Consider the following 22,982-nt stretch of genomic DNA (forward strand, 5'->3'; position numbering starts at 1 on the left):
GCGCGACACTGAATAGGTGACGACAACGCCGCCGGGGCTGGACCCGGCCGTCACCGAACGCATCGGAGAGTTGCTGCGCGCTCGCGGGTTGCGGCGGATGGCGTCGCGCATCCAGGTGTTGGCGGTGCTCGAACCGGTCAACGGGCACCTGTCGGTGGCCGAGATCCATCAACGGCTGGCCGCGCGGCTTCCCGCCGGTGCACAGCCGCCGGACCTGGCAACCATTTATCGCACCGTCACCACTCTGGTGCAGCAGGGGGTGCTGCACGCGCTGACCCTCGATGGGGGCGTCACCACCTACGGACTGGCCACCGCCGCCCACCACCACGCGGTATGCACCAAATGCGCGGCGATCATCGAAGTGCCCGCACGACAGCTGAGCTCGGCGCTGGAGCAGGCGATGGCGGGCAGTTCTTTCGCGCTCTCGGAGCGCGCCGGACTGACGCTGCGCGGGTTGTGTCCGGCGTGTCAAGACAGCGTGGCGGACAAGCCGGAACAGGCAGACCGCTAGTCGAGGTCAGCGCAGATTCAACAGGGCGTTTTCGATCACCTCGGGCAGCGCGGGATGAATCCAGTACTGGCCGCGGGCCATCTCGGCCGCGGTCAGCCCGAAACTCATCGCCTGAATCAACGGTTGGATCACCGTCGATGCGTGATAGCCCATGATGTGGGCGCCCAAGAGCCGACCGGTGGCGCGGTCGCCCACGAGCTTCACGAACCCGGTCGTGTCCTCCATCGCCCAGCCGTACCCGACGTCGGCGTACTCCTGTATCGCAACGGTGATATCGAGGCCCTTTGCCACGGCTTCATTTTCGGTCAACCCGACCCCAGCCAGTTGCGGGCCGGTGAACACCGCAGCGGGGACAAACCGGTGGTCGGTGACGGCCATCGACTCGGTGTCGTCCCAGTCGCAAAGCAGATTCTGCTGCACAACGCGGGCTTCATGGTTGGCTACGTGCTTGAGCTGGTACGGCGAGGACACGTCTCCGAGCGCGAAAACCCTACGCGCGGAAGTCCGTTGGTACTGGTCGACCACTACTCGGCCGTCGGCGACCGCGACGCCGGCTTGCTCGGCATCGATCAGATCGGCGTTGGAAACCCGCCCGGTCGCCACCAGGAGCAGGTCGGCGTCGATGGTTGAGCCGTCGTCGAGCTGCAGCTCGACGCCCGAGCCATGGTTTTCCCAGCCCACGATGTTGCGGTGCGTGCGTAGTTCCCACTTGGTCGACGCGATGCGGGTAAACCGCTCACAGATGGTGTCGTCGCAATGGCGTAGCACACAGCTGCCCCGGATCACCAAGGTGACTCGTGCGCCGAGCGTGGAGAACACATGCGCGAATTCGGCAGCCACAAAACCACTTCCAACGATCACGACGTGTTCGGGCAACTCGGCGATACGCATGACGGTGTCGCTGGTGTGATACTTCAGGCCGGATTCGGCGATGGCCTGGGGAACCACCGGCCGCGACCCAGCCGCGATCACCACCTGGTCCGCGGTGAACTCATCGCCGGCCGCAGTCCGCAACAGGTAGCGTCCGTCAGCCTGGGTCGGCCCGAACCGGGTATGGGAGCCGTATACATCGATGTTGGGTGCCGAGCGTCGGTAGTCCTCGCCGCTGTGCGCGATGGGATCGATACGGCCGAAGACCCGCGAGACAATGTCGTCCCAGCGCACCCGGTCGATGTGCGCGTCGACGCCGTAGCGCGACGCGCCCCGAATGGTCTGGGCCACCTCGGCGGCGTAGACGAACATCTTTGTTGGCAGGCACCCGACGTTGAGGCAGGTGCCGCCGAAGGTGCCTTGCTCGCAGATCGCTGCTCGCTTTCCGGCATAGCGCTCGTCGAGAATGCTATTGCCCGAGCCCGTTCCGATGATCGCGAGGTCGTAGGTTTCCATTCTGGGCCGTTTACCCTTTCCCCGGACGATGCCGAGACGTCGGTGTCTAGTTGGCGATAGGCTATCTGGCCCGGCTGTCCGGCCGGAAAGAAGACGTCGTGTTGGGCGCACTCGTCGATGAGCTGGTGGGTGGCATCGCCCGCCCCGCGGATCCACGCGCGCCAAGGACCGATCCTCAAGGCACGCAATGCTTGTCGAGATGATGCAGCGGGATCTCGGCTCGACTCGAGGGGGCGCATGCGCGCCTTTGCCCGGGGGTTGCGTCGTCGGCCACTTCCTCGGAAATGGGCCATTCGAGCGTGTTCGAGTTTGCGTGAAATATGTGAATGTAGATTCAGGTTCTATCGACAATATAATTGGCACCACTATCTCTTCTTCCGCTTGATACCGACGGGCATCCCGGCGTCAAACAGGCCCCTCGAGGGTGCTCTCAAGTCGCGGTACCGAGAATCTTGGTTTGGCCGCCGAGGCGATCGGCGAACTGTTACCGTTCAACGTAGTGGAGCGCCCATCGCATTTGCGCCACTGATTGATGTCCGAATGATTTCATGTACAACTACTGAGGCCACAGCTATGTCGTTACTTCTAGACCGGTTTAGGGAACTCGCGGCGTGCATACCCGCCAACACCGCCATCTCGTTCGTCAACGAAAAAGGGCGAGTCGCCGAATCGATGAGCCGTGCTGATGTGGTGAGCGACATGGGCGAGGTGGCCGAGTTTCTGCGGCACCACTGCGGACTGGAGCCGGGGGACCGGGCGATTCTTGCATATCCATCCGGTCTGGACTTCGTGCGCGGCCTGATCGGATGCCTCGCAGCGGGGGTTGTTCCCGTCCCGATCTACCCGCCGGACCCGATCAACCCTCAGAAGACCGTCGACCGGATGCAGCGGGTGGTGGCCAGCAGCGGTGCGAAAGCGGTGCTGACGAGTCGGCGGTATGCGAACGCTCGCCGGCTCGGAACAGCCAGGTCCATCGTGACCGGAAGCACGGTTGGCTGGCCTGGGGATCTCCCCTGGCACATCACCTCGCGGGGTATCGGCGGCCGCCGAATGCGCGGACCGGGCACCCCCGGCGCGCCGGGCCGCGGCTGGTCCCCGAGCCCTGACGCCCCCGCTTTGCTGCAATACACCTCGGGCTCCACCTCAGACCCCAAGGGTGTCGTCATCACCCATGGCAACCTGGCGCATCAGGTCGATTTCAACCGTCGGTTGCTAGGGCTCGGACTGGATGCCCGGGGCGTCTTCTGGCTCCCGCCGTATCACGACTTCGGACTCATCAGCGTGATCCTGAGCGGTTTGGCGGGCAGTGGCGAGGTCACCCTGATGTCGCCGTTGACCTTCCTGCAACGGCCCGCGCTGTGGTTCGACGTCATGGATCGGGTGCGTGCCACCCACACCGCCGCCCCCAAGTTTGCCTACGAACTGGCGGTGCGTAAGACCACCGCCGAGCAACGTGCGGCATGGGATCTGAGTTCGCTGCAGGTGGTAATGAGCGCGGCCGAACCGGTACGCGAGGACACCACCAGCCGTTTCCTGGATGCCTTCAGCGGAACCGGGCTGCGTCGCGATGCATTCTGCCCCGCCTATGGCCTGGCCGAGCACACCGTCGCCGTCACGATGTTCGGGCGTTCGACGCTCAGTGTCGACCGCCATCAGCTGGAGACGCAGCGGCTGGCGGTTCCTGCCGATGGTCCCGGTAGCCAGATGCTGATTGGTTGCGGCCAGGTGGCCGACGACGTCGACGTGCGCATCGTGGACCCCGAACTCCACGTGCCGCTGGCCGACGGGCAGGTCGGCGAGATCTGGGTGGATTCGAGTAAGGCGGCGAGCTACTGGGGATTGCCGGACAAGAGCCGCGACACCTTCGGCGCCCGTCTCGCCGGGTCTGACGACAGCCGCAGCTACCTGCGAACCGGTGACCTGGGACTCCTGCATGACGGCGAGCTGTATGTGTGCGGTCGCCTCAAAGACCTGCTCATCCTGGCCGGGCGCAACATCCATCCCCAAGACATCGAGGAGAGCCTGCGTGACTGTCACCCAGCCATCAGGCCGGGCGGGATCGCAGCCTTCGCAGTCGATGCCGGCGATGCCGGCGATGTCGAGGGGCTTGCGGTGCTCGTCGAGGTGAAAGCCGATATCGCCACCGAGATGTTGTCGGGGGTGGCCGATGAGGTGCAGGCAGTTGTCTTGAAGAACCACCAGTTGCGCTGCTCGGCGGTGGTGGTCGCGCCGCCCGGCAGCGTGAGCAAGACGACCAGCGGGAAAGTGCAGCGTGCCAGATGCCGCACCCGCCTGCTGGACGGCACCCTGGAAGCCGAGGAGCTGCTGGTGGCACGCCTTGAGGACGCGGGGCCGCCGGACGTGCCCGACGACGAACTGGGGACGGCCGGCCCAGTGGTCACATCGGCCGGAGCCTGGCCGGCAGCTCCGGGCGACCCGCTACTGGCGTCGGTGCGCGACCAGGTAGCCGCGGTCTTCGGAATTCGGGCTGCGCGGGTCGACATCGACCAACCCCTCAGTGAGCAGGGCCTGGACTCGGTCGGGTTCGTGAAACTGGCTTCGCGCCTGAGCCAGGCGTTCGACCGGGATGTGCCTCCGGTGGACGTCTTCAACCACCCGACCGTTCGAGGCCTGGCTCACATGTTGAGGGACGCTGAGGTGGCGGGTTGCGAACACCACCCGCCGCAAGCTTTGCTGCAGCACCCCAACCCGGCCCGGTGCGGTCCGGCTGGGGATGGGGACGCCGCATCAACCAGGGATTCGTTCGAAGCGCTCCTCAAGGGGGCGATCACCACAGGGCGGATCAGCGAGGGAATGCACTTGCTGCGTTCGGCGTCTCAGCTGCGACTGGCGGTTCAATCCGAGTCCGGCGCCCGGACCTGGCCGACCGCCGTTCCGACGACCTTCACCAGCGGGCCCAAGGCTCCCCATCTGATCTTCCTGTGCACGTCGGTCTTCAGCAGCGGAGTGCATAACTATGCAAGAATCGCATCAGAATTCAGGGGAGTGCGAGCCGTCTCGGCCATACCCCTGCCCGGTTTCGCCCGCGGTGAGCCACTGCCCGACTCCCCGGAAGCCGCGGTTGAGTGCCTCGCTCGGATCGTCGTCGAACTGGTCGGTGATGAGCCTTTCGTCCTCGCGGGGCAATCATCGGGTGGAAAGTTCGCCTATGCTCTCGGCAAACATTTTGAGGATGTCAGAAATCGCAATTTCGCCGGTGTGGCCTTACTCGATAGTCACAAGGAATCCGATCCCGAACTAACTGAACTTCTCACCAGAGAAATACTTTATGACGTGTACGTAGAAAGTGTCGGACAGGATCTATTTCATGCCACCAGGCTAACTGCCGTAGTCAGCTGGTCGGATCTGCTTCCCAATATGTACGATGGGCCTCTTGAATCCGATGTGCTATTCGTGCAATGCACCCGGCCGTGGGTGATGCCTTATGGCGCGGGTGATATTACCTATCCCGCCACCGAGCCTTGGTCGCCATCGAATACCGTGCGCACGGTCGCGGTGGACCACGTTTCGCTGCTCGTCGAAGGGGCGAAACCCGCAGCGCAGATCCTCGAGGAGTGGATCAGCCGGGGCTGAGGGTCTCAGTCGACAAGGCGCGCAGCCGCCGGGTTTGGTGACGTTCGCCAACTGATGGCAAATGATCCGGCGGATCAGGCCGGCGGGGTTTGACGGCGGTGGGCCTGGCTGGCCGGGTTCGCACCTGCAGCGGCCACCAGAACCAGCGCCCGAGTAGGGCGGCGATGGACGGCGTCATGAATGCGCGCACGATCAGGGTGTCGAACAGCAGGCCCAGACTGATGGTGGTGCCGACTTGGCCGATGATCCGCAGATCGCTGACGATCGTCGAGGCCATGGTGATGGCGAACACCAGTCCCGCATTCGTCACCACCTTGCCGGTACCGCCGATCGCACGGATGATGCCGGTATTGAGGCCGGCGCCGATCTCCTGCTTGAACCTGGAGACCAGAAGCAGGTTGTAGTCGGATCCCACCGCCAACAGCACAATCACCGACATCGGAAGCACCAGCCAGTGCAATTTGATGCCGAAAATGTGTTGCCAGACCAATACGGATAGGCCAAAGGAAGCGCCCAATGACAGCGCCACCGTGCCGACGATGACGGTGGCGGCGATAAGGGCTCGGGTGAGGATGAGCATGATGATGAAAATGAGGCACAGGGAAGCGATTCCCGCGATCAGAAGATCCCATTTAGCGCCTTCGGAGAGGTCCTTGGATACGGCCCCGGTTCCGGTCAGATAAATCCTGGAGTCTTCTAATGGCGAGCCCTTCAGCGACTCTTCGGCAGCGGTGCGTATCAAGTCGATGTGGGCAATTCCTTCAGGCCTGTCGGGGTCTCCACGGTGCAAAATAATGAACCGAGCCGCATGCCCGTCGGGGGATAGAAATAGTTTCATTATGCGTTTGAAGTTCGCGTTGGTGAACACCTCGGGGGGGAGATAGAACGAGTCGTCGTTGTTTGCGGTGTCGAACGCTTTCCCCATGGCCGTCGAGTTTGCGCTCAACTCGTCCATCTGGTCGTAGATCCCGATCATGGTGCTATGCATGGTCAGGACGATGTCCCGTACCGTCTCCAGGGCTTCGATCTGTGGCGGGATCTGGGCGGCCGTCAGCGGCATGAGCCGGTCCATGGTTTTCACGTCGCCCAGCAGGTCGGTTAGTTCGTCGCTGATCTTGTCGACGCCGTCGAGCGCGTCGAATATCGATCGCAGCGACCAGCACATCGGGACTCCGTTGCAGTGCTTATCCCAGTAGAAATAGCTCCGGATCGGTCGCCAGAAATCATCGCAGTCCGCAATATGATCGCGCAACTCATCGGTGACATCCTTTATCTGGCCGGTGTCGATGACCGTCTGATGCATCGTGTCCGACATTTGCATCATCAAGTCGTACATGCGTTTCGTCACGGTGATGGACTTGCCGATCGCATCCGCCTGTCTGAGTAGGTCGTCCATTCGGTCACGTTGATAGTTGAGATTTTGCATCTGACTGGCGTTTTGCATGCTGATCTGAAACGGGATCGACGTGTGATCCATCGGCTTTCCTTCGGGCCGGGTTATCCCCTGGACACGGGAAATCCCGGGAATCCGGAAGATTTCCTTTGCGACCTTGTCCAAGACCAGAAAGTCGGCTGGATTCCGCAGATCGTGATCCGACTCGATCAGCAACGCCTCGGGCTTCATCCGCGACTGAGAGAAATGTCGATCCGCGGCGGCGAATCCCTGGTTGGCTGGGGTGAAGCCCGGGGTGTAGTCCCGGTTGTTGTAGCTGGTCGTGTACGCGGGCAGAGCGAGCAGACCGATCAGCGCGATTGCGATCGTGGCAGCCAGAACGGGCCCCGGCCAGCGAACCACGACGGTGCCGATCGGTCGCCAGCCGCGAATCTTGATCATGCGTTTGGGGTCCAATACCCCGAAACGGCTGCCGATGGCAAGCACCGCCGGTCCTAACGTCAGGGCGACCACCACCGCTAGCAGCATCCCGACCGCGCAGGGGATACCTAGCGTTCGAAAGTAGGGCAGCCGGGCCAGGCTGAGGCAAGACGTCGCCCCCGCGATCGTCAGCCCCGAGCCCGCGATGACGTGGGCGACCCCCCGGTACATCGTGTAGAACGCCGTCTCGCGGTCTTCGCCGGCCTGGCGGGCTTCCTGATAGCGCCCGATGATGAAGATCCCGTAGTCGGTGCCGGCGGCAATCGCCAGCGAAGTCAGCAGGCTCACGGCGAAGGTGGAAAGCGCAATGGCCCCGACCTGCCCGAGTAGCGCGACTACTCCACGGGCCACCGTGAATTCGGCTCCGACGGTGAGCAATAGCAGGACCACCGTGAGCGGCGAACGGTACACCAAGAGCAACATGATGAATATGACCGCGGCGGTCGTGACGGTGATTCTCGCCAAAGACCTGTCGCCACTGTGCTGCATGTCAGCCACCAGTGCCGCCGTCCCGGTGACGTAGACCGCGATCCCGGGCGGCGGCTTGGCGCCGTCAACGATGCTGCGGACAGCTTCGACGGATTCGTTGCCCAGCGGCTCACCCTGGTTGCCGGCCAGATTCAGCTGGACATAAGCGGCCTTGTCATCGGCACTCTGCGACCCGGAAGCGGTAAGCGGATCCCCCCAGAAATCCTGGACGTGCTGCACGTGCCTGGTATCGCCACGCAACCTACGGACCAGATCGTCGTAGTACTTGTGGGCTTCGGTGCCGAGGGGCTGGTCGCCTTCCAGAACAATTGTCACGATGCTGTCGGAATCCGATTCCTTGAACACCGCCCAGATCCGGTGTATAGCCTGCATCGCCGGCGCGTCGCGGGGAGTCAATGACACCGAACGGTTTTCTCCAACCGATTCCAGTGAAGGCACGAAGGCCGCGATGATCGCGCAGACGGCTAGCCAAAACAGGGCGATGGAAACCGCGAATTTGTAGATCGACCTTGCCAGAATTGATGGTTCTGTATCTGTGTTGTTGAGGTATTTGCCACTCACGCGTGCGTCGCTAGATCGATTGTGTCAAAGATGGTGCGATGAGTACCCCCTGTCGCCCATCTCTTATTGCCTGATGTGAATCGACAGTCGATGTCGGATTCCTTCGTCGCGATGTTTGTCGTCAACGCCGCCCCATCCGTCGTGCTACGAACGGTTGGTGCAGCGTACTTCGTGGCCGAGCGGGTTGTCAGTATTTTGTGAAAGTCGCGGCGGGAAGCGGGTGCAGGCAATGTTCGTCCACAGCTATTTGTCGCCCCGGACCGGGCTAGGTGGGTGCAGCTTTCATGGCGGGGCGGGGCATTCAACGATGTCGCGCTAGTGCTGGCCGAAATCCGTGCGACGACGCGCGCAGCTCCACCGTCCGAAGTCCTGATGTACGGCCGGGCTTTCGGCTGCTAGGGGGCATGGCGCGGCGCGCGGTGGTGGGCGCCGGAAACCGATTTCGGGCAGCGATTCTGCGGCGGAGGTTACGACCCATGAAACGCTGACCGCTACTCCTCCTGGTCGGGCCGTCCTGCCGGGGTTCGTCATCGAAGGACGATCCCATTTATGCACGCCAGAAGCTGAATAAACGCGGACTCGTACCAAGCTGGTTTGCAATCGGAAGTGACGCCCTGCCCGGGATACTCGAATTAGATTCTTGAATTATATTCTCGAATTACGTTCTTGAATTTGATTCTAGTATTGGGGCATTATCCTCGGTATTGGCCTGGCGAGAATCGGCTCGCTGAGCATGTTCGATTCTACGCTTGATGGCGAGGTTGTATGTCGATATCTGTCAACAATTGTTGAGTTTGCTGGTGACTCACGCAGTGGTTGCTTTCGAGCGGAGATAGGCAAGATGTTGTCAATTTGTCAGATTTGCATAGCAGCGTCTTTCTGCGGGGTAGAGTCACGGGCTGGACTTGCCGACGCATCATCGACGTTGGCTTCCGTTCGGGGAAATATTCGGTCGGGACGTGCGCGAATATTGCAGCTGTTTCAGATCGAGCCGCGGCGCAGGTATTCATCGGTTCTCGCCGATGCTCACCGAGTGACTGGAAGGGGCGCAGCGATGTCATTGCTGGTGATGGCCGCCTGGGTGCTGCATCGGGCTGGCCCGGCCGGGCCCGTTACGGCCACCGCGGCCCGCGCTGCTGGTGGTGGCCAGGTCGAAGTAGCGCCATGACGCGGGGGGAGACGCGAGCCGTGCCGGCAAGTCCGGGCATCCGCTGCAATGCTGTGCCCGTCCAAACCCATCGCGACACGCTATGGGCGATCGCCATTGGCATCTTCATGACCTCGGTGGACGACACCGTCGTGTACGTCGCCAACCCGAGCATCATGGCCGGGCTGAACACCAGCTATCACATGGTGATCTGGGTGACCAGCGGCTACGTGTTGGCCTATACGGTGCCGTCGCTGGTCGCTGGTCGCTGGTCGCTGGTCGCTGGTCGACTTGGTGACCGGTTCGGCGTCAAGAACCTCTACCTGGCCGGATTGGCGGTGTTCACCGTCAGCTCATTGTGGTGTGGCCTGTCGGGCACCATCGAAATATTGATAGCGGCTCGGGTGGCTCAAGGCATCGGCGCCGCGTTGCTCTACACACAGACATTCACCATCGTCACCCGGGCTTTCCCGCCGGAACGTCGCGGAGCGGCGGCGACCGTTTGGGCTGCGGCCGCCGGCTTTGGCAATCTGGTTGGTCCGCTGCTCGGCGGCGCGCTGGTCGACACCCTTGGGTGGCAGTGGATCTTTTTCGTCAATATCCCCGTCGGCATCGTCGGATTGGTGCTGGCCGTGCGGTTTGTGCCCGCACTGCCGACGCACACGCGCCGGTTCGACCTGATCGGTGTGGGGCTATCCGGACTCGGCTTGCTCCTCATTGTCTTCGGGCTGCAGCAGGGGCACGCGGCCGGCTGGTCGCCATGGATCTGGGCGATGATCGCCGTGGGCGTCGGGTTTGTGACCGTATTTGTCTACTGGCAATCGGTGAATACCAGCGAGCCGCTGATCCCGCTGCGGATCTTCGGCGATCGCAACTTCGCCCTGTGCAGCTTCGGTGTGGCGGTGATCGCGTTCGTGGCGGCGGCGATGATGCTGCCTGGCGTGTTCTATATGCAGACGGTGCGGGGCTTGTCGCCGACTCGTACGGCGCTGCTGATGGCGCCGCTGCCCATTGTCGTCGGCTTGTTGACCCCGTTCATCGGCAAGATCCTGGATCGGGCACACCCGCGGGCGGTGGCCGGTTTCGGCTTCTCAGTGGTGGCCATCTCGCTGATCTGGTTCTCGATCGAGATGGCCCCGGCAACCCCGGTTTGGCGGTTAGCAGTGCCGATCGCTTTCCTTGGCGTTGGAATGGTGTTCGCCTGGCCTGTGTTGACGGTTACCGCCACCCGTGACCTGCCGGCGGAGCTGGTCGGTGCGAGTTCAGGGGTATACAACGCGGCTCGGGCGTTGGGCGCCACGCTCGGCAGTGCCGGGATGGCGGCGTTGATGACATCACGCATTGCCGCCCAGGCCCCGGCCATCCACGACGACGCGCATACCTCTGCGGCGGCGGCAACCGAAGGCGTCGCCCTGCAGCTGCCCGAGTTTGCGCGCGAGCCGTTCTCGGCCTCGATGTCGCAGTCACTGCTGTTGCCCGCGTTGATCGCACTGCTCGGCGTCGGCGCCGCCTTGTTCATGTCCGACTTGCGGGCGCCGCGGTCAACCCTTGCGCAAGGGCTTTGATGGGTCGGCGTCGATAGTCTCGAGGTAGTGGTCCAGCCAGCGGTCCAGCTGACGATAAGCGGTCAGTCGAGGTTGTGGCAGGGACAAGAACACATCGTGTTTGGCGTCCGGCACCGGAATGACGGTGCTGCGGTTCCCGATGCAGCCGGCCCAGCGGGCGATTTGTGTGACGTCGAGAACCGCGTCGCCGCGTTCTACGGCGGTCGGGTCGGCGCTGTCGGGCACGCTGTGGTCCGAACGCAGGATCAGATTGGGCACGCCGACGTCCAGCCCCCGATGCAGCCGCGCCTGGCCGCGGCGTATGGCACTGAACCAGCCGGCGGTGACGGGAAAGCCGCCCAGCGGTTTCCACTGCAGGTTGAAGTCGAACTCGCCGTGGTAGTCCCGGTGCAGGCCGGAGCCGTAGCCGGGCTCACCTCGCGCTCGGAGCACCCACATGGGGCGCACCCGCGATACCGCGCCGATCGCGGCGGAAATCACGCCCAGGCGCAGGACCGCCGCGCCCTGCAGGTCCAGCCACGGGCTGTTGAGCACCAGGCCGCCGACGCCCCCGTGCGCACCGAGCCGGCGCCGACGCAGCCGGTCCAGCCATAGCGACACGATGAGCCCGCCGGCCGAATGCCCGTAGATGAGGACCTTGGCGGCATCTGCCGCGCCGGTGTGCTCGCCGATGACCGCCAAGGCGCGCTGCAGTTCGACGTCGTATTGCGCCAGGTCGGTGGTGAAGTGCGGGGTTTGGCCAGGCCGGTGCGAGCGGCCGCACTTTTGCAGATCCAGCGCGTAAAAGGCGAAGCCGCGGTCGGCGAAGTGGTCGGCCAGAGCGGTATTGAAGAAGTAGTCGGTGAAGCCGTGCACCGCCAGAACCGCGTGTGCCGAGGGCGCGGCGTTCGCCCGGCGGACCAGGGTCGCGACGATGTCGCCCTCGTCGACGGGATCGGGTCCGAGCGGGATCGTGTACTGCTCATAGCCAGGCAGTACATCGGGTACCCAGCCGCTCACGAGGTCAGCTTAGAGGCGATCATCGAAGCGCGGGCGACTAGGTGGGGCAGCGGCGTTTGCTGGTCTGCGCCGTCGCAATTGCGGCCTGCGCCCCGAGGTCTGCCGGCTCGACGGCAGCGGTTTGGGTGGGGCCCATGCCCGGCGGGATAACCTGAGGACCTGCACAACCGCGCGAACACGAAGGACCAACGATCCGGTGTCAGAGTCAGCCAGAACCGACGTCGTGCTGGTGGGCGCGGGCATCATGAGCGCCACGCTGGGCGCGATGCTGCGACGACTGGAACCGGACTGGTCGATCACCCTCATCGAGCGCCTGGACGCCGTCGCAGCAGAAAGCAGTGGCCCCTGGAACAATGCCGGCACCGGGCACTCCGCGCTGTGCGAGTTGAACTACACGCCACAGCGACCCGACGGTTCCATAGACATTTCCAAAGCGGTGCGGATCAACGAGGAATTTCAGGTCACCCGCCAGTTTTGGGCGTACGCGGCGGAGAACGGCATCCTCAACGACGTGCGCAGCTTCCTCAACCCACTCCCGCACGTGAGCTTTGTGCACGGTGCCGAGCGGGTCCATCAGCTGCGGCGGCGTCGCGACGCGCTGGCCGGCAACCCGCTGTTCGCCGGCGCCGAGTGGATCGACGACCCGGACGAGTTCGCCCGCCGACTGCCTTTGATGGCCGCCAAACGTGTTTTCTCCGAACCGATTGCGCTCAACTGGGCCGCCGACGGTACCGACGTTGATTTCGGCGCACTGTCTCGACAGCTCATTGGCTATTGCGTGCGCAATGGCGCGGTGGCCCTGTTCGGTCAGGAGGTCCGCAATCTGGTTCGACAGTCCGACGGTGGTTGGATGCTGACCGTGGTCAACCGGCGCACCGGCGAAAAGCGCAAGCTGAAAACCAAATTCGTGTTTGTCGGTGCCGGGGGCAACGCGCTGTCGTTGCTGCAGCGGTCGGGCATCAAGGAAATAAACGGTTTTGCCGGCTTTCCCATCGGCGGCCGGTTCTTGCGTACCGCGAACACGGCGCTCACCGCGGCACACCGGGCCAAGGTGTACGGCGTTCCGGCGCCGGGGGCCCCGCCGCTGGGTGCGCTGCACCTGGACCTGAGGTATGTCAACGGTAAGTCCTGGCTGATGTTCGGGCCGTTCGCCGGATGGTCGCCGAAGTTCTTGAAGCGCGGCCACTTGCGCGACCTACCTGGTTCGATCAAGCCCAACAACATACTGTCCATGGTTGGCGTCGGTGTCACTCAAGTGACACTGTTGAACTACCTGATCGGCCAGCTGCGTCTCTCCGAGCCCGACCGAGTCGCGGTGCTGCGCGAGTTTGTTCCCAGTGCAGCGGATTCGGACTGGGAATTGATTGTGGCAGGTCAGCGAGTGCAGGTGATCCGTCGGGACAAGCGCAAAGGTGGTGTGCTCGAATTCGGTACCACGGTGGTCGGCGAGGCCGACGGCAGTATTGCGGGACTACTTGGGGGGTCGCCCGGGGCCTCGACGGCGGTGCCGATAATGCTTGAGGTGTTACAGCGATGCTTTACCCATCGGTACCAGTCCTGGCTGCCAGCACTCAAAGAGATGGTGCCGTCGTTGGGGGCGAACTTGTCTGAAGAGCCGGTTTTGTACGACGAGGTGCGGTCCTGGAGCAGCAGGGCGCTGCAGCTGGATGCGTCATGAGCGAAGCGCTGCGCCGTGTCTGGGCCAAAGACCTTGACGTACCAACCCTTTACGAATTGCTCAAGTTGCGGGTCGAGGTGTTCGTGGTCGAGCAGGCCTGCCCCTATCCGGAGCTGGACGGCCGTGATCTGCTCGCCGAGACCCGCCACTTCTGGCTGGAAACCGCCGATGGCGAAGTGATTTGCACGTTGCGGTTGATGGAGGAACACGCCGGGGGCGAGAAGGTGTTCCGGCTTGGCCGGCTGTGTACGAAACGTCAGGCCCGCGGGCACGGGCACTCCACCCGGCTGCTGCGGGCAGCCCTGGCCGAGGTTGGCGACTACCCGTGCCGGATCGACGCGCAGGTCTACCTGGCCGAAATGTATGCGCGGCACGGATTCGTTCGTGACGGGGACGATTTCATCGACGACGGTATTCCGCACCTGCCCATGTTGCGGCCCGCACACGGTCCCGCGGCGCAGTCATGAAGGCCTATCCATTCAGCGCGATCGTTGGACACGACCAGATGCGACTGGCGTTGCTGTTGTGCGCCGTTCGTCCGGAGATAGGCGGCGTGCTCATTCGCGGCGAGAAGGGCACCGCGAAATCAACAGCCGTGCGCGGGCTCGCCGCGCTACTGTCCGCCGCTACCGGCAGTTCCGGTCCCGGGCTGGTCGAAATGCCGCTGGGGGCCACCGAGGACCGGGTGGTCGGCTCGCTGGACCTGCAGCGCGTCTTGCGCGATGGCGAACACGCCTTCGCGCCGGGACTGCTGGCCCGCGCCCACGGGGGAGTGCTCTACGTCGACGAAGTGAACTTGCTGCACGATCATCTGGTCGACATCTTGCTCGACGCCGCCGCGATGGGGCGGGTGCACGTCGAACGGGACGGCATCTCACATTCGCACGAGGCCCGCTTCGTCCTGATCGGCACGATGAATCCCGAAGAAGGCGAACTGCGTCCACAACTGCTGGACCGGTTCGGGCTGACCGTCGACGTGCACGCGTCCCGCGATGTGGACGTCCGCGTGGAAGTCATTCGCCAGCGGATGGCTTTTGAAGCCGACCCGGACGCCTTCTGTGAACGCTATGTCGGCCCCGACGCCGAGCTGGCCCGCCGTATCGCCGAGGCGCGGGACATCGTCGACTCGGTCGTGTTGCCCGACCACGAATTGCGTCGGATCGCCGCGTTGTGCGCGGCGTTCGACGTCGATGGCATGCGAGCGGATCTGGTGCTGGCCCGAACGGCCACCGCTCATGCGGCGTGGCGCGGCGCACCGGCCGTCGAAGAACAAGACGTGCGGGTCGCCGCGGAACTGGCATTGCCCCATCGCCGTCGTCGGGACCCATTCGACGATCACGGTATTGACCGCGACCAGCTCGACGAGGCACTGGCACGGGCCGGAGCGGAGTCGCAGGGTTCGCCCGAGCCGGAGCCCGACCCGCCGGGTGGAGGCCAGTCAGCCGGCCAGGATTGCCCTCCCCAACAACAGAACTCGAACTCCAGGCCCCAGCAGGCGCCCAAGCCCAGCGCCGGGCCGTCCAAGGTGTTCCGCACCCGCGCGCTGGTTGTGCCCGGGGTCGGCGAAGGTGCGCCCGGGCGGCGCTCGCGGGCGCGCAACGGCTCCGGCAGCGTGGTAGCGGCCGCCGACGGTAGTGACAGCAATTCCGGCGCCCGTGGGTTGCACCTGTTCGCCACCTTGCTCTCGGCCGCCGAAAACGCCACCGGATCGGGGCCGCTGCGCCCGCAGGGCGCCGACATCCGCCGGGCGGTGCGCGAGGGGCGTGAGGGCAACCTGGTGATCTTCGTCGTGGACGCTTCGGGATCGATGGCTGCCCGGGATCGGATGGCGGCGGTCAGCGGCGCGACCATGTCGCTGCTGCGCGATGCCTACCAGCGCCGGGACAAGGTCGCGGTGATCACGTTCCGCCAGCATGAAGCCAAGATCCTGCTGTCACCCACCTCGTCGGCGCACATCGCCAGCCGGCGGCTGGCCCGGTTCGACACCGGCGGCAAGACTCCGCTGGCCGAGGGTCTGCTGGCCGCGCGCGAGCTGGTGATCCGGGAGAAAGTACGCGACCGTGCCCGCCGCCCGCTGGTGGTGGTGCTCACCGATGGACGGGCCACCGCCGGGCCGGACCCGTTGGGCCGCAGCCGAATCGCCGCCGCTCGGCTTGTCGCCGAAGGCGCCACCGCGGTGGTTGTGGACTGCGAGACGTCGTATGTGCGGCTCGGACTGGCCCAGCAACTCGCCCGCCATCTCGGCGCGCCGGCGGTGCGGCTCGAACAGTTGCACGCCGACTACTTGGCGCAAGCCATCCGCAGCGTGGCCTGAACTCGCGGAAGGCAACTGCTTATGCCACAGGGAAATCCGGCCCAAGTCCCCGACGACGGTCTCACTACCCGACAGCGGCGCAACACCCCGGTGCTGGCCGTGCATACCGGTGACGGCAAGGGCAAGTCGACCGCGGCGTTCGGAATGGCGCTGCGGGCTTGGAACGTCGGCTTGGATGTCGCGGTATTCCAGTTCGTCAAGAACGCCAAGTGGAAAGTGGGCGAGGAGACGGCGTTCCAACACCTCGGCCGGTTGCACGACCAGCAGGGGATCGGCGCGGCCGTCCAGTGGCACAAGATGGGCGCGGGGTGGTCCTGGTCACGCAAGGTCGGCAGCGACGACGACCACGCGGCCGCAGCAGCGGACGGCTGGGCCGAGATCGCGCGGCGACTGGCGGCGCAGCGCCACCAGTTCTACGTGCTCGACGAGTTCACCTACCCACTCAAGTGGGGCTGGGTGGACGTCGGGGAAGTGGTGGACGTACTGCTGGCGCGGCCGGGGTACCAGCATGTGGTGATCACCGGGCGTGATGCCCCCGCGCAGCTGATTGCGGCCGCCGACCTGGTCACCGAGATGGCCAAGGTCAAACACCCGATGGACGCGGGGCGTAAGGGGCAGAAGGGCATCGAGTGGTGAGCATCGCCCCGCCCCGGTGCCGCGAGCGTGCGTGTCGGCACAGCGACACGCCGCTACAGGTGGCATTTTGTGCACGCTCGCACCGGGTGCCTCGGTGAACTCAATCCCCGGTGTGGTGATCGCCGCCCCGGCATCGGGCAGCGGAAAGACCACCGTGGCCACGGGTGTGATCGGAGCGCTCCGACAAGCGGGCCGCAGGGTCGCCCCGTTCAAGGTCGGCCCGGATTTCATCGATCCCGGCTACCACGCCCTGGCCGCGGGACGCCCGGGCCGCAACTTGGACCCGGTATTGGTGGGGGAGCGGCTCATCGGCCCGCTGTACGCACACGGCGCACAAGGTGCCGACATCGCGGTGGTCGAAGGGGTGATGGGCCTTTTCGACGGGCGTATCGAGCACGCCGTGGCGGGCCCGGCGACGGGTTCGAGCGCACACGTGGCAAATCTGTTGGGAACACCGGTGATTCTGGTGGTCGATGCCCGCGGCCAAAGCCACAGCATCGCCGCACTGCTACATGGCTTTTCTACGTTCGACTCCAAGACCCGCATCGCCGGGGTCATTCTCAACCGGGTCGGAAGCGCCCGCCATGAGCACGTTTTGCGGCAGGCGTGCGAGCAAGCCGGTGTGCCGGTGGTGGGCGCCATCCCGCGCAGTGCCGAGCTGGAGCTTCCGACGCGGTATCTGGGTCTGGTTACCGCCGTCGAATATGGCCGTCGTGCCCGGCTGGCGGTCGAGGCGATGACAGCGTTGATCGCCCGCCATGTCGACGTGGAGGCGGTGCTGGCCGCGGCCGGCAGCAGTGTCGGCGATGCGCCCTGGGACCCGGTGACCGCCATTGGTGGGGCGCCAGCCGGCCACGCCACCATCGCGATGGCCGCCGGCAAGGCATTCAGCTTCGCGTACGCCGAGCACGCCGAGTTGTTGCGGGCCGCCGGGGCCGACGTGGTCGAGTTCGACCCGCTCGGCGAACCACTGCCCGCGGATAGCACCGGCGTCCTGCTACCCGGCGGATTTCCCGAGCAGTTCACCGCGGAGCTGTCCGCCAACGACCTGGTGCGCCGCCAAATCAAAGACCTGGCGCACGCCGGCGCGCCCCTGCACGCCGAATGCGCGGGCCTTATCTATTTGGCCTCCGAACTCGATGGGTACCCGATGTGCGATGTGCTGGCCGGATCGGCACGGTTCACCCCGCACCTCACCCTGGGATATCGCGACGCGGTCGCGGTTGCGGACTCGGCGTTGTATGCGGCCGGCCATCGAGTTGTCGGACACGAATTCCACCGCACCACCGTCACCTTCTCCGATCGTTACGAGCCGGCTTGGGTGTATCGCGGCAACGATGCGGCAGCGGTGCGGGATGGAGTTGTACATGCCGGCGTGCATGCGTCATACCTGCACACTCATCCGGCATCCACGCCGGACGCGGTAGCACGTTTTGTCGCGCACGCCGCCCGGGCCGGCCACGGGATTTGATGGTGGCGACCCGCTGCGCCCGGCTCCCCGCCGCGCTGGCGGTCACCACTAAGCTTGCCGGGTGACCGAGAGCCCCTACCTTGTCGGACTGCGTCTGACCGGCAGGAAGGTCGTCGTGGTCGGCGGGGGCAACGTTGCTCAGCGCCGTCTGCCCCTTCTGATCGCCAGCGGCGCGGATGTGCAAGTCATATCCCGTAGCGCCACCCGTTCTGTCGAGGTGATGGACAAGATCACCTTGACCCTGCGGGAATATCGCGACGGCGACTTGGAAGGCGCCTGGTACGCGATAGCGGCCACCGATGACCCCGCGGTGAACGCGGCCATCGTCGCTGAAGCCGATCGGCGCCAGATTTTCTGCGTGCGCGCCGACATCGCCGTGGAAGGAACCGCGGTCACCCCCGCGACCTTCAACCACGCGGGCCTGTCGGTGGGAGTCTTGGCCAGTGGCGACCACCGTCGTTCGGCGGCAATCCGGTCGGCGATTCGCGAGGCGCTGCAGAACGGCCTTGTCACCTCGACGAGCTATCAGAGTTCCGACGTCATCCGGGGCGGGGTCGCGCTGATCGGCGGCGGTCCGGGGGATCCGGAGCTGATCACCGTCCGGGGTCGACGCCTGCTCGCCCAGGCGGATGTCGTCGTCGCCGACCGGCTCGCGCCACCTGAACTGCTCGCCGAACTGCCGCCGCACGTGGAAGTCATCGACGCGGCCAAGATCCCTTACGGCCGGGCCATGGCCCAGGACGCCATCAACGACGTCATGATCGAGCGGGCCAAGGCGGGGCGCTTTGTCGTCCGCCTCAAAGGGGGCGACCCGTTCGTCTTCGCGCGGGGCTATGAAGAGGTGTTGGCATGCACCGAAGCCGGGATTCCGGTGATTGTGGTGCCAGGTGTGACGAGTGCCATAGCTGTGCCCGCTTTGGCGGGCGTTCCGGTCACTCATCGGGCCACAAATCACGAGTTTGTGGTGGTCAGCGGCCATATCGCGCCCGACCATCCCGAATCGTTAGTGAATTGGAATGCGTTGGCAGCAATGTCAGGCACGATTGTTTTGCTGATGGCGGTCGAACGAATCGAACTTTTCGTCGAGGCGCTGTTGAAAGGCGGCCGACCTGCGGATACGCCGGTGCTTGTCGTTCAGCATGGAACGACGCCCGCTCAGCACACGTTGCGGGCGACCCTTGCCGACACGCCGGAAAAGGTCCGCGCGGAGGGGATCCGACCTCCTGCGATCATCGTCATAGGGGCTGTCGCGGCATTCGGGGTTTAAACGATTCTTAAGATTACTGTAAGGTAACCCGCTATGACGGCTCTCAACGACACAGAGCGGGCAGTCCATAATTGGACGTCCGGACGGCAGGAGCGTCCGACCTCCGCTCGCGCAACGCACGAGACGGAGACCGCTTCAGAGCGCGCGAGCAGGTATTACCCGATGTGGTTGCCCTCGCGCCGCTTCATCGCCGCGGTTATTGCGATCGGCGGGATGCAGCTGCTGGCGACGATGGACAGCACCGTCGCGATCGTCGCGCTTCCTAAGATTCAGGACGAGCTGAGCCTTTCCGACGCGGGTCGGAGCTGGGTGATTACCGCATACGTGCTGACCTTCGGCGGGCTGATGCTGCTCGGCGGCCGGCTTGGCGACACGATCGGGCGTAAGCGGACATTCATCGTCGGCGTCGCGCTGTTCACCATCTCGTCGGTGCTGTGTGCGGTCGCCTGGGACGAGGCGACATTGGTCATCGCACGGCTATCGCAGGGTGTGGGATCGGCGATCGCCTCGCCGACTGGTTTGGCCCTGGTGGCCACCACGTTCCCGAAGGGGCCGGCGCGTAACGCCGCGACGGCGGTATTCGCCGCGATGACTGCGGTCGGTTCGGTGATGGGCCTGGTGGTAGGCGGGGCGCTGACCGAGGTCTCCTGGCGGCTGGCGTTCATGGTCAACGTGCCGATCGGTCTGGTCATGATCTACCTGGCTCGCACCGCGCTGCGCGAGACCAACCGCGAGCGGATGAAGCTGGACGCCGCCGGTGCCATCCTGGCCACACTGGCGTGCACCGCTGCCGTATTCGCCTTCTCGATAGGCCCGGAAAAGGGCTGGCTCTCGATCACCACGATCGGCTCGGGTGCCGTGGCGTTCGCCGCCGCTCTCGGCTTCGTTCTGGTGGAACGTACCGCCGAAAACCCCGTCGTACCGTTTGACCTGTTCCATGACCGCAACCGGCTGGTCACGTTCATCGCCATCTTCTTGGCCGGTGGCGTGATGTTCAGCCTGACCGTCTGCATCGGCTTGTACGTGCAGGACGTCTTGGGCTACAGCGCGCTACGTGCCGGTGTCGGCTTCATCCCCTTCGTCATCGCGATGGGAATCGGCCTAGGCGTGTCCTCGCAGCTGGTTTCGCGATTCTCGCCGCGGGTGCTGACGATCGGCGGTGGATACCTGCTGGTGTGCGCGATGATCTACGGCTGGGCGTTCATGCAGCGCGGTGTGCCCTACTTCCCGAACCTGGTGGCCCCCATCGTGATCGGCGGCATCGGTATCGGCATGGCTGTCGTCCCGCTGACGCTGGCGGCGATCGCCGGCGTCGGCTTCGACCGCATCGGTCCGGTATCGGCCCTCACGCTCATGCTGCAGAGCCTGGGCGGGCCGCTGGTGCTGGCCGTCATTCAGGCCGTGATTACCTCCCGCACGCTGTATCTGGGTGGCACCACGGGCCCGGTCAAGTTCATGAACGACGCACAGCTGCACGCGCTCGACCACGGATACACCTACGGCCTGTTGTGGGTCGCCGGAGCGGCCGTGATCGTCGGCGGAGCGGCAGTGTTCATCGGGTACACCCCGGAGCAGGTGGCCCACGCGCAAGAGGTCAAGGAAGCGATCGACGCCGGAGAGCTGTAAGCCTTCGGCGGGGGCGCCGTAGCCGCGCGTGAGCACACGCCGGCTCGCCGCCCGGAGGTGGCCCGCTTGGTCACCCGCGGACGCACCGCCACTAGGCTAGCCGCCTGTGATTACCCGGATGTCCGAGCTGTTCCTGCGCACCCTGCGAGACGACCCCGCCGATGCGGAAGTGCCTAGCCACAAACTGCTGATTCGGGCCGGATACATCCGGCCGGTAGGGCCTGGCCTGTATAGCTGGCTGCCGTTGGGGCTGCGAGTGCTGCGCAACATCGAACGCGTCATTCGTGAGGAGATGAACGCGATCGGTGGGCAGGAGATCCTGTTTCCCGCATTGTTGCCGCGGGCGCCCTACGAGACCACCAACCGCTGGACCGAGTACGGCGACGGCGTATTCCGCTTGCAAGACCGCCGCGGCAATGACTACCTACTGGGCCCGACCCACGAAGAGCTGTTCACCCTGACCGTCAAGGGCGAATACAACTCCTACAAAGACTTTCCACTCACGCTGTATCAAATCCAGATCAAGTACCGCGACGAGGCCCGACCGCGCGCCGGCATTTTGCGGGCCCGCGAATTCGTCATGAAGGATTCCTACTCCTTCGACATCGACAGTGGCGGCCTCAAAGCGGCCTACCACGCCCACCGAGAGGCCTACCAGCGGATCTTCGATCGGCTGCGGGTGCGCTACGTCATCGTGTCGGCGGTGTCCGGTGCGATGGGCGGCAGCGCCTCGGAGGAGTTCTTGGCCGAGAGCCCAGTCGGCGAAGACACCTTCGTGCGGTGTGTGGAGTCGGGGTACGCGGCCAACGTGGAGGCGGTCGTCACCGCGCGCCCGGAAAGCCTGCCGATCGATGGGCAGCCCGACGCCGTGGTCCACGACACCGGCGAGACCCCCACCATCGCCACCCTGGTGGCCTGGGCAAACGAGGCGGGTCTGGGGCGTGAGGTGAGCGCCGCGGACACGCTGAAGAACGTCCTGATGAAGATCCGTCAACCGGGCGGGGAGTGGGAGCTGCTGGCGATCGGCGTGCCGGGCGATCGCGAGATCGACGAGAAGCGGCTGGCCGCGGCGCTGGACCCGGCCGAGTACGTCTTCCTCGATGACGACGATTTCGGCAAGTACCAGTTCCTGGTCAAGGGCTACATCGGTCCGAAGGCGCTACGAAGCAACGACGTTCGCTATCTTCTCGACCCGAGGGTGGTCGACGGCACCAGCTGGATCACCGGGGCCGACGAACCCGGTCGCCACGTGGTCGGCCTGGTCGCCGGCCGCGACTTCACCGCCGACGGCACCATCGAGGCCGCCGAGGTGCGCGAGGGAGATCCCGCCCCGGACGGCGCCGGTCAGTTGGTCATGGCCCGCGGAATCGAGATCGGTCACATCTTCCAGCTCGGCCGCAAATACACCGACGCCTTCACCGCCGATGTGCTCGGTGAGGACGGTAAGCCCGTGCGGCTGACCATGGGCTCCTACGGTATCGGTGTATCGCGGCTGGTTGCGGTCATCGCCGAACAGCATCACGACAACCTGGGCTTGCGCTGGCCGGCGGAGATCGCGCCGTTCGGTGTTCATCTGGTGATCGCCAACAAGGACGCCGAGGCGCGGGCTGGGGCCATCGGGCTGGCCGGCGAACTGGATGGCCTCGGCGTCGAGGTGCTCCTCGATGACCGGCAGGCGTCGCCGGGAGTCAAGTTCAAGGACGCTGAGCTGCTGGGAATGCCCTGGGTGGTCGTCGTCGGGCGTGGTTGGGCGGACGGCGTGGTGGAGCTGCGCGACCGCTTCGGTGGGCAGACCCGCGAGTTGACGGTTGGAGATTCGCTGGCCACCGACATCGCGGCGGCCATTTCGGGCTAACCCAACGCCT

General features: G+C 64.9%; 13 protein-coding genes and 1 pseudogene. 11 read left to right on the top strand and 3 right to left on the bottom strand.

The features are described 5' to 3' along the window. Positions 1-16 precede the first annotated feature (16 nt). Entirely contained in the window at positions 17-511 is a 495-nt protein-coding gene (locus tag MPSD_RS09260) for a Fur family transcriptional regulator (protein WP_012393671.1), read from the top strand. Between the two features lie 6 nt (positions 512-517). Here the strand turns inward: MPSD_RS09260 and mtr are convergent, their stop codons facing one another. Beyond that, complete coding sequence (gene mtr / locus MPSD_RS09265) at positions 518-1,897, bottom strand: mycothione reductase (RefSeq protein WP_086085468.1); 1,380 nt, start codon at positions 1,895-1,897, stop codon at positions 518-520. A gap of 573 nt (positions 1,898-2,470) precedes the next feature. Between mtr and MPSD_RS09270 the strand changes: the two genes are divergently transcribed. Next, positions 2,471-5,491, top strand: coding sequence for an AMP-binding protein (locus tag MPSD_RS09270; protein WP_119571720.1), 3,021 nt, complete (start codon positions 2,471-2,473; stop codon positions 5,489-5,491). Here the strand turns inward: MPSD_RS09270 and MPSD_RS09275 are convergent. After that, positions 5,478-8,414, bottom strand: a complete 2,937-nt coding sequence (locus tag MPSD_RS09275; protein ID WP_020788066.1) for an MMPL/RND family transporter — start codon at positions 8,412-8,414, stop codon at positions 5,478-5,480. The two genes, MPSD_RS09270 and MPSD_RS09275, sit on opposite strands and share 14 nt — an antisense overlap. Before the next feature lie 1,188 nt (positions 8,415-9,602). On the opposite strand from MPSD_RS09275, the gene MPSD_RS09280 reads away from it, so the two are divergent. Then, the gene (locus tag MPSD_RS09280; RefSeq protein ID WP_086085467.1) at positions 9,603-11,126 is read left to right on the top strand and encodes an MFS transporter; all 1,524 of its coding nucleotides are present in this window, start codon (positions 9,603-9,605) and stop codon (positions 11,124-11,126) included. On the opposite strand, the gene MPSD_RS09285 is transcribed toward MPSD_RS09280, so the two are convergent. After that, the gene (locus MPSD_RS09285; RefSeq protein ID WP_086085466.1) at positions 11,103-12,125 is read right to left on the bottom strand and encodes an alpha/beta hydrolase; all 1,023 of its coding nucleotides are present in this window, start codon (positions 12,123-12,125) and stop codon (positions 11,103-11,105) included. The genes MPSD_RS09280 and MPSD_RS09285 overlap by 24 nt on opposite strands. A gap of 196 nt (positions 12,126-12,321) precedes the next feature. Here MPSD_RS09285 and mqo point away from each other — a divergent pair, with 196 nt between their 5' ends. The 8 genes and pseudogenes from mqo (at position 12,322) to MPSD_RS09325 (ending at position 22,972) form a co-directional block, all read left to right on the top strand. Continuing rightward, positions 12,322-13,803 (top strand): malate dehydrogenase (quinone), encoded by a 1,482-nt coding sequence (mqo, locus tag MPSD_RS09290; RefSeq protein ID WP_020788062.1) that lies wholly within the window; start codon positions 12,322-12,324, stop codon positions 13,801-13,803. Then, positions 13,800-14,270, top strand: coding sequence for a GNAT family N-acetyltransferase (locus MPSD_RS09295; RefSeq protein ID WP_012393679.1), 471 nt, complete (start codon positions 13,800-13,802; stop codon positions 14,268-14,270). Before mqo ends, MPSD_RS09295 begins: the two co-directional genes overlap by 4 nt. Continuing rightward, positions 14,267-16,117, top strand: coding sequence for a magnesium chelatase subunit D family protein (locus MPSD_RS09300; protein ID WP_020788061.1), 1,851 nt, complete (start codon positions 14,267-14,269; stop codon positions 16,115-16,117). Before MPSD_RS09295 ends, MPSD_RS09300 begins: the two co-directional genes overlap by 4 nt. Before the next feature lie 21 nt (positions 16,118-16,138). Further along, entirely contained in the window at positions 16,139-16,753 is a 615-nt protein-coding gene (gene cobO / locus MPSD_RS09305) for a cob(I)yrinic acid a,c-diamide adenosyltransferase (RefSeq protein WP_020788060.1), read from the top strand. 103 nt (positions 16,754-16,856) lie between these two features. Then, positions 16,857-18,224, top strand: coding sequence for a cobyrinic acid a,c-diamide synthase CobB (locus MPSD_RS09310; protein ID WP_174714232.1), 1,368 nt, complete (start codon positions 16,857-16,859; stop codon positions 18,222-18,224). Positions 18,225-18,285: 61 nt separating this feature from the next. Then, positions 18,286-19,502, top strand: a pseudogene (gene cobA, locus MPSD_RS09315) (uroporphyrinogen-III C-methyltransferase). Between the two features lie 22 nt (positions 19,503-19,524). Beyond that, positions 19,525-21,117: an MFS transporter gene (locus MPSD_RS09320; protein WP_117420477.1), complete on the top strand. Its 1,593-nt coding sequence runs from the start codon at positions 19,525-19,527 to the stop codon at positions 21,115-21,117. A 106-nt stretch (positions 21,118-21,223) separates the two neighbouring features. Beyond that, on the top strand, positions 21,224-22,972 hold the full coding sequence (locus tag MPSD_RS09325; protein WP_119571721.1) for a proline--tRNA ligase: 1,749 nt from the start codon (positions 21,224-21,226) through the stop codon (positions 22,970-22,972). Positions 22,973-22,982 lie beyond the last annotated feature (10 nt).

The sequence above is a fragment of the Mycobacterium pseudoshottsii JCM 15466 genome (genome assembly GCF_003584745.1).
In the GTDB taxonomy this organism is placed as follows: Bacteria; Actinomycetota; Actinomycetes; order Mycobacteriales; family Mycobacteriaceae; genus Mycobacterium; species Mycobacterium marinum.